Source organism: Pseudomonas sp. S2_E01, assembly GCF_054668365.1.
In genome coordinates, this window is the sequence record NZ_CP162762.1 from 3,184,417 (window position 1) to 3,198,481 (window position 14,065).

11 protein-coding genes are annotated in these 14,065 nt (G+C 59.0%); 7 read left to right on the top strand and 4 right to left on the bottom strand.

The features are described 5' to 3' along the window. Positions 1–80: 80 nt before the first annotated feature. Positions 81–1,058, top strand: coding sequence for a TerC family protein (locus AB4O36_RS14545; RefSeq protein WP_460139532.1), 978 nt, complete (start codon positions 81–83; stop codon positions 1,056–1,058). Positions 1,059–1,097: 39 nt separating this feature from the next. Here AB4O36_RS14545 and AB4O36_RS14550 read toward each other — a convergent pair whose 3' ends face one another. Continuing rightward, positions 1,098–2,507 carry a purine-cytosine permease family protein gene (locus AB4O36_RS14550; RefSeq protein WP_460139533.1) on the bottom strand — a complete coding sequence of 470 codons (1,410 nt, stop codon included), beginning with the start codon at positions 2,505–2,507 and terminating at the stop codon, positions 1,098–1,100. Positions 2,508–2,829: 322 nt separating this feature from the next. Between AB4O36_RS14550 and AB4O36_RS14555 the strand changes: the two genes are divergently transcribed. The 5 genes from AB4O36_RS14555 to AB4O36_RS14575 all read left to right on the top strand — a co-directional run bounded on the left by AB4O36_RS14555 (position 2,830) and on the right by AB4O36_RS14575 (position 6,933). Continuing rightward, the gene (locus AB4O36_RS14555; RefSeq protein ID WP_460139534.1) at positions 2,830–3,315 is read left to right on the top strand and encodes a flavin reductase family protein; all 486 of its coding nucleotides are present in this window, start codon (positions 2,830–2,832) and stop codon (positions 3,313–3,315) included. 225 nt (positions 3,316–3,540) lie between these two features. Beyond that, positions 3,541–4,584 (top strand): LLM class flavin-dependent oxidoreductase, encoded by a 1,044-nt coding sequence (locus tag AB4O36_RS14560; RefSeq protein WP_460139535.1) that lies wholly within the window; start codon positions 3,541–3,543, stop codon positions 4,582–4,584. A 60-nt stretch (positions 4,585–4,644) separates the two neighbouring features. After that, entirely contained in the window at positions 4,645–4,797 is a 153-nt protein-coding gene (locus AB4O36_RS14565) for a hypothetical protein (RefSeq protein WP_460126330.1), read from the top strand. Positions 4,798–4,885: 88 nt separating this feature from the next. Then, positions 4,886–5,563 carry a cysteine hydrolase family protein gene (locus AB4O36_RS14570; RefSeq protein WP_460139536.1) on the top strand — a complete coding sequence of 226 codons (678 nt, stop codon included), beginning with the start codon at positions 4,886–4,888 and terminating at the stop codon, positions 5,561–5,563. Positions 5,564–5,568: 5 nt separating this feature from the next. Then, the gene (locus AB4O36_RS14575; protein WP_460139537.1) at positions 5,569–6,933 is read left to right on the top strand and encodes a purine-cytosine permease family protein; all 1,365 of its coding nucleotides are present in this window, start codon (positions 5,569–5,571) and stop codon (positions 6,931–6,933) included. A gap of 246 nt (positions 6,934–7,179) precedes the next feature. On the opposite strand, the gene AB4O36_RS14580 is transcribed toward AB4O36_RS14575, so the two are convergent. The 3 genes from AB4O36_RS14580 to mqo form a co-directional block, all read right to left on the bottom strand. Then, a complete protein-coding gene (locus tag AB4O36_RS14580) occupies positions 7,180–8,298 on the bottom strand; it encodes a glycosyltransferase 61 family protein (protein WP_460139538.1) in 1,119 nt (372 codons plus the stop codon). Between the two features lie 55 nt (positions 8,299–8,353). Further along, complete coding sequence (locus AB4O36_RS14585; RefSeq protein ID WP_460139539.1) at positions 8,354–9,508, bottom strand: hypothetical protein; 1,155 nt, start codon at positions 9,506–9,508, stop codon at positions 8,354–8,356. 541 nt (positions 9,509–10,049) lie between these two features. After that, complete coding sequence (mqo, locus tag AB4O36_RS14590) at positions 10,050–11,693, bottom strand: malate dehydrogenase (quinone) (RefSeq protein WP_460139540.1); 1,644 nt, start codon at positions 11,691–11,693, stop codon at positions 10,050–10,052. 380 nt (positions 11,694–12,073) lie between these two features. On the opposite strand from mqo, the gene ilvD reads away from it, so the two are divergent. Further along, the gene (gene ilvD, locus AB4O36_RS14595; protein ID WP_460139541.1) at positions 12,074–13,756 is read left to right on the top strand and encodes a dihydroxy-acid dehydratase; all 1,683 of its coding nucleotides are present in this window, start codon (positions 12,074–12,076) and stop codon (positions 13,754–13,756) included. Positions 13,757–14,065 lie beyond the last annotated feature (309 nt).

Sequence of the window (14,065 nt, forward strand, 5' to 3'; positions counted from 1 at the left end):
CACGACGAAATAAACGATTTTTCTCTCCTGCAATCCCTTCGCTAGCATGACCCCGACTACTCACAGACAGGGAGAACGCCATGCCAGCCACGCACATCAATATCGGCGAACCCTGGATGTGGGGCGCCTTCATCGTCTTCGTGCTGGCAATGCTGGCCCTGGATCTGTTTGTCTTCGGTGGGCGCAAGGCCCATCGGGTGTCGGTTCGCGAAGCCGCGTCCTGGGTGGTTGCCTGGTGCTTGTTGGCATTAGCGTTCGCCGCCCTGCTCTGGTGGTATCTGCACGGTGAGTTCGGTGCCGATGTGGCCCGCGACAAGACCCTCGAGTTCCTCACCGGTTATCTGATCGAGCAATCGCTGTCGATCGACAACATGTTCGTATTCGTGATGATCTTCAGCTACTTCGCCGTACCGCCGGAACTGCAGCGCCGCGTTCTGCTCTACGGCGTGCTCGGGGCAATCGTGATGCGTGCGGCGATGATTTTCGCCGGCGTCTGGCTGGTCTCGCAGTTCACCTGGATCCTGTATGTGTTCGGCGTGTTCCTGATCATCACCGGGATCAAGATGCTGGTGTTCGCCGACAAGCGACCGGACCTGGACAACAACCCGCTGCTGCGCTGGATACGCGGTCATATGCGCATCACTCAGAGTTTTCACGGCGAGCGCTTTTTCGTGGTGCGCAACGGTGTGCGCTGGGCCACGCCGATGTTCCTGGTGCTGGTGCTGATCGAGGCCAGCGACCTGATGTTCGCGGTCGACAGCATCCCGGCGATCTTCGCCGTCACCACCGATCCTTTCATCATTTTCACCTCGAACATCTTCGCGATCATGGGCCTGCGCGCGCTGTACTTCCTGCTCGCCGACATGGCCGACCGCTTTCATCTGCTCAAGTATGGGCTGGCGCTGGTGCTGGTGTTCATTGGCGGCAAGATGACGATCATGCCGTGGTTCCACATGCCCGTGGAATGGTCGCTGGCAGTGGTGGGCGTGGTGATTCTGGGGTCGGTGGTATTGAGCCTGATCCTCACCCGCAAGGACAGCCAGACCCAGAACCTGTAGGTGCTGGCTGTGCCCCGCTGGCGAGTTGAATGACAGCGGTCAGTCGGTGTAACCCAGACGCGCCGCAGTACTTTGCTGCTGTGCGTTCCCGCGTGTCGCCAGGCAATAATACAGCGGGCAGGTCACGATCAGGCCGACCAGCCAGGACAAGTCCGCACCCTCCACCAGGTTGGCGTAGGGCCCAACGTACAGCGAGGTGTTGGCGAACGGCAGCTGGACGATGATGCCGATGAAGTAGGCGATGATCGCGTGCAGGTTGAAGCGCCCGTAGATGCCGCCGTCGGCACTGAAGATCGAGGCGATGTCGTAGCTGCCGCGTTTGATCAGGTAGAAGTCGATCAGGTTGATCGAAGCCCACGGCACCAGCACCAGTAACAGCGCGAGAATCAGGCCGATGAACTCGGAGATGAAGTCTGCCGATGCCCCCAGCGCCACCAGGCAGCAACCTGCCAGGATTACGCTCGATAGCACCACGCGCACTTTGATGCTCGGGGTCCATTGGCTGGCGAAGGTCTGGATCGAAGTGATGATCGACAGCACCGCACCATACAGATTCAGCGCGTTGTGGCTAATGATGTTGAGCAGGAACAACACCATCAGGATCGGCCCCAGCCAGCCGGTGGATTGCTTGACCGCCGCCATCGCCTCGGTGCCTTCGGGCGTTGCCAACACGGCCACGGCGCCAAAGGTGAACGACAGGATGGTGCCCAGCGTCGCCCCGAGATAAGTGGCTAAAAACGGTTTGCTGATGCCGATGTCCGCCGGCAGGTAACGCGAATAGTCGGACACGTACGGAGAGAAGCTGATCTGCCAGATGATCCCCAACGACACCGTCGCCAACCATCCGGACAGGTTGAAATCACCACGGGTGAAGAAGTCCGCCGGCAGGTCATGGGCAAAGATGTAGATAAAGCCGGCGAGCAACGCGCTGCCCATCACCCAGGTGCCGATGCGGTTGAGTGTATGGATGAAGTTGTAGCCGATCACGCCAATGGCCGTGGCGCTCAGTGCGCCGATCAGGATGCTTACCGGCACCGGGACCGACGGCGCAATGCCGACGATCGACTTGCCGGCCAGCACGATGTTGGAGATGAAGAAACCGACGTAGATGATCGCCGCGAAGAACACGATCAGCAGCGCGCCGTAACGGCCGAATTGGCCACGGCTCTGCACCATCTGCGGGATGCCCATGCGCGGCCCCTGCGCCGAGGCGAGTGCAATCACCAGGCCGCCGATCATATGCCCGAGGGCAATCGCCAGCAGGCCCCAGAACAGGTCGAGATGGAACACTTGTACAACCATGGCACCGGTGACAATGGGCAGTGGCGCAATGTTGGTACTGAACCATAAGGTGAACAGGTCGCGGGCCTTCCCGTGGCGTTCCGCGAGTGGGACGTAATCGACCGTGTGATTCTCGATCAGGGGGTCTTGCCGGGACATCTGGGACATGTGCATGAACTCGAGTTTGTCTGATCTTATAGTTGTACGAAGCCAAACCGGGGGTGCTCCATGGCCCCCCTCAGATGCGAGTCATATTATGGTATTCCAGACTTTTGACAAGACTGATCCGGCCTTTAAAAAGCGGTCTGATCCGCTTTCCTGACGAATGACCTGCACGTCAAATCTTGAAAAAACCCCGTAATCATTAGATGGAACAGCAAAAACATGCGTTTATCGGCATGACTGAAAAAGCACTTGCAAACGATGTATTACGGTATACCATCATACCTATAAATTCATAAAAACCGTTTCACCGCCAGAGGACCGTCCCATGATCGATGCCGCCATCTACAAACAAGTGATGGGTTCGTTTCCGTCCGGGGTTACCGTGATCACCACGCTCGATGACGATGGGCAAATCGTCGGTCTGACCGCCAGCGCGTTCAGCTCGCTGTCCATGGATCCGGCCCTGGTGCTGTTCTGCCCCAACTACAGCTCCGACTCCTATCCTGTCCTGATCAAGAACAAACGCTTCGCCATCCACGTCCTGTCTGGCGGCCAGCAAAGCGAAGCCTATGCCTTCGCGCGTAAAGGCAAGGACAAGGCGCAAGGCATCGAATGGACGTTGAGCGAACTGGGCAATCCGATCCTGGCCAATGCCACGGCGGTCATCGAATGCGAGTTGTGGCGCGAATATGAAGGGGGCGACCACGCCATCATGGTTGGCGCGGTGAAAAACCTGATCGTGCCGCAGCACAACAACGGCCCTTTGGTGTATTGCCACGGCAAGATGGGGGCATTGCCCGTTCTCGCTTGACTCCCCCATTCCCTGTAGGAGCGAGCACGCTCGCGATGGTCGTCAACGATAACGCTGGCTGTCTGGATGCCCGCGGTGCCTGTTCCACCATCGCGAGCATGCTCGCTCCTACAGGAAAACAAGGTTAAGCATCTAAACAATTTGCAGTCACTTGGTATTATGGTATACCAATAACCGACAGCCCCGCAGTCGACGGGTCGACCACAAGAGATTCGAGGTAGCGTCATGAAATTTTCCCTGTTCGTACACATGGAACGTTGGGACGAAAGCGTCAGCCACCGCCAGCTGTTCGAGGACCTGACCGAACTGACCCTGATGGCCGAAGCCGGCGGTTTCAGCACCGTGTGGATTGGCGAACACCACGCCATGGAATACACCATCTCGCCAAGCCCGATGCCGCTGCTGGCTTACCTGGCCGCCAAAACCACCACCATTCACCTCGGCGCCGGGACCATCATCGCGCCGTTCTGGCACCCTCTGCGAGTGGCCGGGGAATGCGCCCTGCTCGACGTGATCAGCAATGGCCGCATGGAAGTCGGCCTGGCGCGCGGCGCCTACCAGGTAGAATTCGACCGCATGGCCGGTGGCATGCCCGCCTCAAGCGGTGGCCAGGCCCTGCGCGAAATGGTTCCGGTGGTCCGTGCGCTGTGGCAAGGCGACTACGCCCACGACGGCGACATCTGGAAGTTTCCGACCTCCACCAGCGTGCCCAAGCCCATCCAGCAGCCTAACCCGCCGATGTGGATCGCCGCCCGTGACCCGGACTCGCACAACTTCGCCGTGGCCAATGGTTGCAACGTCATGGTCACCCCGCTGATGAAGGGCGACGAAGAAGTCCTCGACCTGAAGAACAAGTTCCAGACCGCGCTCGACAACAACCCGGGCGTGCCACGTCCGCAACTGATGGTGCTGCGTCACACCCACGTGCACACCGCTGACAACCCGGAAGGCTGGAAAGTCGGCGCCAGGGCAATTTCGAAGTTCTATCGGACATTCGATGCCTGGTTCGGCAACAAGCAAACGCCGGTCAACGGTTTCCTGGAACCAAGCCCGGAAGAAAAATTTGCCGGTCGTCCCGAGTTCGAACTGGACAGCCTGCACAAGACCGCCATGATCGGCACCCCGGAAGAGATCATTCCGCGCATCAAGTATTACCAGGAACTGGGGGTCGACGAGTTCAGCTTCTGGTGCGATAACAGCTTGCCCCACGCGGAGAAGAAAAAATCCCTGGAGCTGTTCATCAAACACGTGGTTCCGGCGTTTCGCTGAGTCCACCAACGTCCCCGGATGCCCATTACGGGGACTGACGCAAATGCAGGGTCGATTGTGATGCTAGAAGATCGTCTCCCATCCATTACCCTGCCCTGCGGCGCCGAGCAGGCTTATCTGCGCGGCGAATGGACCGCTTCGCATCTGCACTTCAAACGTCTGCGCGCCTGTGTCTGCGCCAAGCAGAACGGATTCTGGCAAATAGTCAACTGAGCTCCCGAACAGCAATCCACGCCCCTCACGTCACGCTCCAGGGCGCATGTGTGGTGCATTGTGCTTCGACTCGAGCTCAGGTTTACCAATGAATAATAAAAATGCGCTGTTGATCATCGACATGCAGCAGGAGGACAGCTTCGTCCTCGAAAACTTCGACGCTGTAATCACCAATACCTCGACACTGCTCGACGCGGCTCGTCGTCAGCAGATACCTGTCATCTATACCCGCCACATCAATTCGGCCGAAGGTAGCGATTTGCCACGCGGCGAACCCCGCGCGGCCGACGGTGGCCCCAGCAGCTATCGCGCCGGCACCCGTCAGGTGGAAATTCTCCCGCAGTTGACACCGCATTCCGGTGAATGTGTGCTGGACAAAGGTCGTTATAGCGCCTTCCACCGCACCGACCTGGACGCCCGGTTAAAGGCGTCGGGTATCGAGACGCTGATCATCTGCGGCGTACTGACCGACGTTTGTGTGCTTGCCAGCGTGTTCGATGCCTTCGCGCTGGGCTACCGGGTTCGCCTGGTCAGCGACGCCTGCACCACGACCACCCTGGCGGGACATCATGCGGCCCTGTTGATCATGGCCAACTGGATTTATGCGCTGGAAATCCTCACCAGCGAGCAATGCCGGCGGGCCATGGAAGGTCGCGATCATGTCAGCCTGATCCCGGAGCATCCGGATGGTTTTGCCCATCAACCGCACGAATTCGAAGCCACCATTGCCCGTTTGCATTCCCACCTCACCCGGCCCCAGGAGTGATCGCCATGCACGTCGAAAAAAGAAGCATCGACTTCATTCCCGAGACCGAACGTCATGGCCAGCCAGGCTCGCTGTTCTTCATTTGGTTCGGCGCCAACATGAACATCACCACCATCGCGTCTGGCGTGTTGCCGGTCGTGATGGGGCTCAACCTGTTCTGGAGTGCGCTGGCCATTGTCATCGGCTCTCTGCTGGGAGCAGTGTTCATGGCCTCGCATTCTGCGCAGGGTCCAAAACTCGGCATTCCACAAATGATCCAGAGCCGCGCGCAGTTCGGCGTGCTGGGGGCCGTCCTGCCCCTGCTGTTCGTGATGCTGATCTATCTCGGTTTCTTCGTCAGCAACACCTTGCTGGCCGCCCAGGCGCTGGAAACCGTCAGCCCACTGTCCGCCACGGCGAATACCTACCTGATCGGTGCGCTGTGCTTTGTGGTGGCATTGTATGGCTATCGATTGATCCATCGATTGCAGAAGTGGCTGTCGCTGTTGTCGCTGGTGGTGTTCATTGGTGCGACGCTGCTGGCCATGCAGTTACCCATCGCGGCCGAACAATGGTTGCCCGTCGGCTTCTCCCTGTCCAAATTCCTGGTGGCGGTGAGCATTGCGGTGACCTGGCAATTGTCCTATGCACCTTATGTCGCTGACTACTCACGCTACCTGCCCAGTGCCACCTCTACCGCCAAGGTATTCTGGTTCAGCTACGCCGGCACGGTCATTGGGGGTGCCTGGATGATGATACTGGGGGCCATCCTCAGTGTCGGCATCGCGGATTTTTCCAGTAATGTCGGTGGGCACGTGGCGGGGCTGTTTGGAGGCGGGGCGTTGCTGCTGTTCCTGTTCATTGTGTACGGCCAGGTTTCGATCAACGTCTTCAACCTGTATGGGGCATTCATGTCGACCATTACCGTGATCGAGCCATTCGCGCGCTTGAAGGTGACGCCTCGGGTTCGCGGCCTGTTCATGCTACTGATCACCTTGCTGGCCACGGCGCTGTGCACCATCGGTCAGGATGACTTTGTCAGCTTCTTTCTCAACTTCATCTTCTTCATGAGCTACTTTTTGATTCCCTGGACGGCGATCAACCTGGTGGACTACTACTGCCTGCGCAAAGGCCAGTACCGAATCGAGGACATCTTTAATCCGGACGGGGTCTATGGTCGGTTCAATGGTGTCGCCTGCGGCAGCTTCCTGCTGGCGATCGCGCTGGAAGTCCCCTTCATGAACACCACGTTGTACGTGGGGCCGGTGGCTCGTGCACTGGATGGTGTAGACCTGGCGTGGCTCGTAGGCTTGCTGGTACCGGCGCTCACTTATTACTGGCTGATGAAGATGGCGCTGCGCACCCCTGGCGCCAATACGGTATCGCGCTAAAACGGCCGACGACCACATTCCCATGGGACGCGGTTGACCGCTGTGCTGCGCGCTCGCGACTGCGCAAGGGCACCGCGCACAAAAAAGCCCACTGACCGTCGCCGGTTCAGTGGGCTTTTTTGCAACAGGCCTGTGGTTACAGAACCATGTCGTTTGCAGCACCAGGCTTTGGTGCTGGCGGGTCGTGGTTCAACTGAGTGCCGTAGCTTGGCACGATCTTATGCAGCTTTTGCGACCCATTCCGCGCTACGCAGGCAACAAATCCAGCGTGCGCTCCACCTCGCCAATGTCGATGGTGAACCCATCCCCTTCCGGGCGCCCCACCACAAAGCCGAAGTTCTGCCGGTCACGATCCGTCAGGTATTTGTAGTAACTGACGAAGCGATTCGGGGGCTGCAAGGTCAGCACCGACCCACCCGGCTTCAGTACATTGACGCCATGCACCAACTGGCTGCCTTCGACACCCATCACGGTTTGCGCACCCGCGCAGGTGGCAACAATAGTCGGGACATCGTTTTTAAGTGGATCGAGAATGCGAAAGCCGCGAGTCTTGTGCAGGTGATCCGCCAGTTCCAGTTCGTTACGCAACAGCCGCAGATCGCCCGCGCCGCCGCGCAGGATGAACACGCCGGGGTGCGCAGCAGCGTTGACGCGCGACAGCAATTTTTCGCCCATGGCCCGATAGCGCAGGCTCCGGCTGCTGTTCTGACTTTGGTCGTCGAACAGCACCAGTTCGCGGAAAAACGCCGTGTGGAGGCGCGTCGGCCGCATGTCGAACCAGTCCTCGTACGCCGGCGCCTGAGTGAACAGCGGGAACCGCGCAGACGGCGCGGTGGTCACCGGCATGCCCTCTTCCTCGGCCAACGCGTAGGTCGGGCAATCTTCCATCAGCCAAGTGCCAAACCAGCTATTGCCGTTTTGCGTGCAATAGACGGCGGCACGCTGAATTTCACGCTCGACCACGATGTGCGGAAACCGCGACGGTTTGTTCGACAGCCACAGACTGGCCTTGCCCTTGTAAAGCACGCCGTCGATCAGCCAAACATCCTTGAGCAGGTAACCACGGGTCGGCCCCTGAACAACATCACCCAGCCCTTGCATGGTGCGCGACGGATGCTCGTAGGGATAAAAGCGCTTGGCCTCCCAGCCCGTCACGCGCTCCATTTGGCCGGGCAGGAAGAACGCCGGCGGCGAACAGGTCACCTCGCTGGGGGCGATCTCCCAACTTTTCACTGCAAGGTTTTTCAGGTTGATTTCAGCTGTGTGCGCCAAGCGTTTTCTGGCGATATATCGGTAAGCGGCCAGGGTCCACTTTTTCCGGCGGCTGGCGCTCAAGGTGCTCGAATGCGTCAAATCTCCTTTCATGAAAGTCCTCCCGGCAGGACATTGAAGCACTGCGCTGATTTACCTTGGACCTGGTTCAACTCGAGGCCACCTTCTGTAAAACCGGAGTGACTTGCGCATTGGCATAGCGGTTGCGCAAGGTCTCCAGGAACTGCTCGCCCTTGTTCTTCTCGCAGTGCAGGTAGATCTTGTCGAGCCCGCCGAAAACCATCTCATGGTAACGACGTGCCGCTTCCTCATCGCTAGGGCCATCCGGCAAGCCAAGATGCAGGGTCAGCTGCTTGCCTTCGAACGCAAACAATGGCGTATCCCAGAGGAAGCGCGCGGTGCCGGTCTTGGGCAGACGAACAAACAGGAATGAATCGTTGCCCAGGGAGTCAACGTCACCGCCACGGCGTCTTTTCCACTTCAACAAGCCATCATCCGGCCGCGCCACGCACAGCCCGATGTCGTAGTAGTCGAAACCGTTCTCGATGGCCCATTCGAGTGCCATGTAGGTGGTGATCGAATTCACCTCCCGCAGCTTCTTGGCGTCGCAGAACACGGCCTGCGTATAACCGAAACGCAGCGTGCTCCAATAGCGCTTGCCACCCCGAGTGATGACGCAGCCAAGGTGACAAGCCACGACTTCGCCGTTGAGGGTGATCAGGTCGAGCCTGCCGACGGACCTCGCGATCCTGAACACCTCTTGCGTGGCAAATTGCGCCGCATGCGTGCCTTGTCGAGCCGCAGCATAAGGGCGCAAAAGCTCGCGGTCGGCCATTTCGATGTCTTCGTCCGACAACGCCTGACGCATCTGGTACAACGGCCGGTTCTTGCGGATGCTGCGCCGCAATTCGCTGTCGTAGCGGGCGGTGATGTCTTCCAGGGAGCGCCCCAGGGGCACGACGGCACTCAAGTAAACAGGCACGTTCAAGGCGCCCGTGGTCGGTACTTCGCTGATGACCACCACATGATTCGAGGCCGCGGGTCGGACTTCCTCCTGCTGCACCTCGCTGTCGATCAGGGACTTGCCACCGATCAGCAACTTGGCCATGTCCCGCCGGTTTTTGCGGCCCACGTAGAGAACCTCGTAAGGACTTTCGTGCTGCAGCCGAAACCGGGCAATTTCCCAGCGCCATAAACAGGCACGCTCCAGCAGACCGCGCAACCGGTTGGCGGCACTTCGCAGCTCATAGCGCATTGAAGGCGAGACGAATTTTCGAACCAGTGCTGTCAGCTTCTCTTTCATTTATCGGTCATCCCTTGAGAGTCATCTTGCCCAGGTCAGAGAAACATCCGGCAGCACTTGGCCGTCCTAAAACCTTGATTTAAAAGACATCGTCGATGAAATTATTTTTTTACATTAGGTAACAGTTAAGAAAGAAAGGCTTTCGTTTGCAAGAGTGGACGGGTGGGTGGCGCAGATGGGATCGAGGGGGGATAAAAGCGGGTGACTCTTCAAAAACGCAGCGAAAAACTTCTTCAACATACTGACTGAAAAGGACTTTTATTGAAAATCGCAACGCGATGGCGCGATCGAGGGCAACGTGAACAGTTGCCGGGATATACGCTTAAACCTTGATATGGAAGGCATTTTGATTTATGTATTTTTTTACATCTTGAAACACATTAGCCATGAATAAAAATCAGGACTCTTGACTGTCGATTTTTTGACACCAATAACCCGAGCCCTCCCCCCTTCTGTAGGAGACAAGCTCGCTCCTACAGAGGGGCTAAAAAAAACCCACTGACCGTTGCCGGTTCAGTGGGCTTTTACAGCAGGTCTGTGGTTACAGAGCCATGTCGCGTGCAGCTTCAGCCTTTGGCGCTTCAGTTGGCGCAGCGGCCGGTGCCGGCGCGGCGGCCTGACCGATCACCGGAGGCGTCGGCAGTTGCAGGACCTTGGCGGTGTAGGCCCACTCCTCGGCCACTTTGGCCGGGTCGTTGTTCAGCTTAGTGCCGTAGCTTGGCACGATCTTGTGCAGCTTTTCCTGCCACTCAGGGGTTACGACCTTGTCTTTGAACACTTTCTCGATGACCGACAGCATGATCGGTGCAGCAGTCGAAGCACCTGGCGAGGCGCCGAGCAGACCGGCAATCGAACCGTCAGCCGAAGCAACGATCTCGGTACCCAGTTTCAGCACGCCACCGGCGGCTTCATCACGCTTGATGATCTGCACGCGCTGGCCGGCTTGCCACAGACGCCAGTCTTCAGCCTTGGCGTTCGGGAAGTATTCCTTCAGGGCATTGAGGCGGTCTTCATCCGACAGCATCAGTTGGCCGGCGAGGTATTCCACCAGCGGGTATTCCTTGATACCGACCTTGGTCATTGGCCACACGTTGTGGGTAGTAGTGGTCGTCAGCAGATCGAGGTAAGAACCCTCTTTCAGGAACTTGGTGCTGAAAGTGGCGAATGGGCCAAAGAGGATGACGCGCTTGCCGTCCAGTACACGGGTGTCCAGGTGCGGAACCGACATCGGCGGTGCACCCACCGAAGCCTTGCCGTAGGCCTTGGCCAGGTGTTGCTCGGCGATGGCCGGGTTATCGGTCACCAGGAACGAGCCGCCTACCGGGAAGCCCGCGTATTCCTTGGCTTCGTCGATGCCGGACTTCTGCAGCAGGTGCAGAGCACCGCCGCCCGCGCCGATGAACACGAACTTGGCGTCGGTGGCGAACTTGCTGCCGTCTTTCAGGTTCTTGGAGCTGACGCGCCAGGTGCCGTCTTCGTTACGGGTGATGTCCTGCACCTCGCTGGACAGCTTCAAATCGAATTTCGGCAGGGTTTGCAGGTGAGCGACGAACTGGCGCGTGATTTCGCCAAAGTTCATGTCGGTACCCAGCGGGCTCCAGGTGGCCGCGATCTTCTGGTTCGGATCACGCCCTTCCATCATCAGCGGAACCCACTTCTTGATCACAGCCGGATCTTCGGAGTACTGCATGCCGGCGAACAGCGGGCTCGCTTGCAGCGCTTCGTAGCGCTTCTTCAGGAATTTGATGTTGTCATCACCCCACACGAAGCTCATGTGCGGCGTGGTGTTGATGAACGAACGCGGGTTTTTCAGCACGCCTTGCTGAACCTGCCAGGCCCAGAACTGACGGGAGACCTGGAACGCTTCGTTGATTTCAACAGCCTTGGGAATCGACACGTTACCTTTGTCGTCTTCCGGGGTGTAGTTCAGTTCGGCCAAGGCAGAGTGACCGGTACCGGCGTTGTTCCAGCCGTTGGAGCTCTCGAGGGCCACACCGTCCAGGCGCTCGATCATTTCCATCGAGGTTCCCGGCTCCAGCTCGTTGAGCCAGACGCCAAGGGTGGCGCTCATGATGCCGCCGCCAATCAGCAGCACATCGACTTTCTTGGCTTCTTCAGCCTGGGCAGTCGTCATCCCCAACGACAGAGCCAGACCCAGCAGGGCCGTGTTCACTTTCTTAAACATCTGTAGCACCTATGATAAACCGTCATCCGCCCTTCCCACTTACCCACGAGCCCCTGATCACGACAGACAAGCCAACTGTCCCCGGTACTCGCACATAAGAAACGAAGGGTGGGCACACAAGGCCGATTGAATGCATCGACCCCAGTTATATGTCCCTACTGAACTGACTTTTTATCTTTCTTGGCTTCAGCTACTTGAGCGACAGTGATTCTGTTCCCCTGTCGCCAGGGACAGGAAAACGGAATGGATCAAACCCAATGGTGCGAAGAATATCACGACCGCGTAAACCCGCGCGTCTGTTCCTGACCTGGTAGTCCGGACCCACGCCCGCTGGCCACTATACTCATGCTGATTTCCAGACGCCTGGATGAGGAACAGTCATGAGCAACAAAGACGATTTGCGCAAGTACTCCTCTCAAGTGGTCGATGGCGTGGAGCGTGCGCCGGGCCGTTCGATGCTGCGGGCCGTGGGTTTCACGGACGAGGACTTCAAGAAGCCCCAAATCGGCATCGCCTCCACCTGGGCCATGGTCACGCCGTGCAACATGCACATCGACAAACTGGCAATCGAAGCGGAAAAAGGCGCGAACGCCGCCGGGGCAAAAGGCGTCATTTTCAACACCATCACCATTTCCGATGGCATCGCCAACGGCACCGAAGGCATGAAGTACTCGCTGGTGTCGCGCGAAGTAATCGCCGACTCCATCGAAACCGTCGCCGGTTGCGAGGGCTTCGACGGGCTGGTAACAGTGGGCGGTTGCGACAAGAACATGCCGGGCTGCCTGATCGGCATGGCCCGGCTGAACCGCCCGTCCATCTTCGTCTATGGCGGCACGATTCGCCCCGGCGCCGGGCACACCGACATCATTTCCGTGTTCGAAGCCGTGGGCCAGAACGCCCGCGGCGACATCAACGAAATCCAGGTCAAGCAGATCGAGGAAGTGGCGATCCCCGGGCCGGGCTCCTGTGGCGGCATGTATACCGCCAACACCATGGCCTCGGCCATCGAAGCGCTGGGCATGAGCCTGCCCGGTTCCAGCTCCCAGGACGCGGTCGGCGGCGACAAGGCCTCGGACAGCTTCCGCGCCGGGCAGCAGGTCATGGAACTGCTCAAGCTGGACCTCAAGCCACGGGATATCATGACCCGCAAGGCTTTTGAAAACGCCATTCGCGTGGTGATCGCCCTCGCCGGCTCGACCAATGCGGTGCTGCATCTGTTGGCCATGGCCCATGCGGTGGACGTCGATCTCAGCCTGGAGGACTTCATCGAGCTGGGCAAAATTTCCCCCGTCGTCGCCGACCTTCGCCCCAGCGGCCAGTACATGATGAGCGAGCTCGTGGCCATCGGCGGCATCCAACCGTTGATGAAACGCATGCTCGCCGCCGGCATGTTGCACGGGGATGCCATGACCGTCACCGGCAAGACCCTGGCGCAAAACCTGGAAAACGTGGCGGATTACCCGCCAGGCCAGGACGTGATCCTCCCGTTCGACCAGCCGGTGAAAAAGGATTCGCACCTGGTGGTGCTGCACGGCAACCTCTCGCCCACTGGCGCGGTCGCCAAGATTACCGGCAAGGAAGGCCTGCGTTTTGAAGGCACGGCGCGGGTCTATCACGGCGAAGAAGGCGCGCTGGCGGGCATTCTCAATGGCGAAGTGCAAGCGGGCGACGTGATCGTAATCCGCTACGAAGGCCCCAGGGGCGGGCCGGGCATGCGCGAAATGCTGTCACCGACCTCGGCGGTGATGGGCAAGGGCCTGGGCAAGGAAGTGGCGCTGATCACCGACGGGCGTTTTTCAGGTGGGTCCCATGGGTTTGTGGTCGGCCACATTACCCCGGAAGCCTTCGACGGCGGGCCGATTGCGCTGGTCGAGAATGGTGACCGGATTACCATTGACGCACAAACGCGGCAGATCAGCGTCGCGCTCTCCGATACGGTGTTGGCGGAGCGCAAGGCCCGCTGGATCAGGCCTGCGCCCAAGCACACGCGAGGGGTGCTGGCCAAGTATGCCAGGACGGTGTCCAGTGCTTCGGAGGGGGCGGTGACGGACAAGTATCTTTGACCAGGTGTTTGTATTGGCTGGGCGGGCCTCATCGCGAGCAGGCTCGCTCCTACAGTTTGTTCGCGTTGTCCCTGTAGGAGCGAGCACGCTCGCGATGGTGGCGCAGACAACGCGGGGCAGCAGGACGCCAGCGTTATCGTTGACGACCATCGCGAGCAAGCTCGCTCCTACAGTTTGTTCGCGTTGCCCCTGTAGGGGCGAGCACGCTCGCGATGGTGGCGCAGACAACGCGGGGCAGCAGGACGCCAGCGTTATCGTTGACGACCATCGCGAGCAAGCTCGCTCCTACAGTTTGTCCGCGATGTCCCT

Coding starts and splice junctions, on each gene's coding strand:
- AB4O36_RS14555 (WP_460139534.1), top strand. CDS start 2,830: ATGATCGATGCCGCCATCTACAAACAAGTGATGGGTTCGTTTCCGTCC.
- AB4O36_RS14565 (WP_460126330.1), top strand. CDS start 4,645: ATGCTAGAAGATCGTCTCCCATCCATTACCCTGCCCTGCGGCGCCGAG.
- AB4O36_RS14570 (WP_460139536.1), top strand. CDS start 4,886: ATGAATAATAAAAATGCGCTGTTGATCATCGACATGCAGCAGGAGGAC.
- AB4O36_RS14545 (WP_460139532.1), top strand. CDS start 81: ATGCCAGCCACGCACATCAATATCGGCGAACCCTGGATGTGGGGCGCC.
- AB4O36_RS14585 (WP_460139539.1), bottom strand. CDS start 9,508: ATGAAAGAGAAGCTGACAGCACTGGTTCGAAAATTCGTCTCGCCTTCA.
- ilvD (WP_460139541.1), top strand. CDS start 12,074: ATGAGCAACAAAGACGATTTGCGCAAGTACTCCTCTCAAGTGGTCGAT.
- AB4O36_RS14580 (WP_460139538.1), bottom strand. CDS start 8,298: ATGAAAGGAGATTTGACGCATTCGAGCACCTTGAGCGCCAGCCGCCGG.
- AB4O36_RS14550 (WP_460139533.1), bottom strand. CDS start 2,507: ATGTCCCAGATGTCCCGGCAAGACCCCCTGATCGAGAATCACACGGTC.
- AB4O36_RS14560 (WP_460139535.1), top strand. CDS start 3,541: ATGAAATTTTCCCTGTTCGTACACATGGAACGTTGGGACGAAAGCGTC.
- mqo (WP_460139540.1), bottom strand. CDS start 11,693: ATGTTTAAGAAAGTGAACACGGCCCTGCTGGGTCTGGCTCTGTCGTTG.
- AB4O36_RS14575 (WP_460139537.1), top strand. CDS start 5,569: ATGCACGTCGAAAAAAGAAGCATCGACTTCATTCCCGAGACCGAACGT.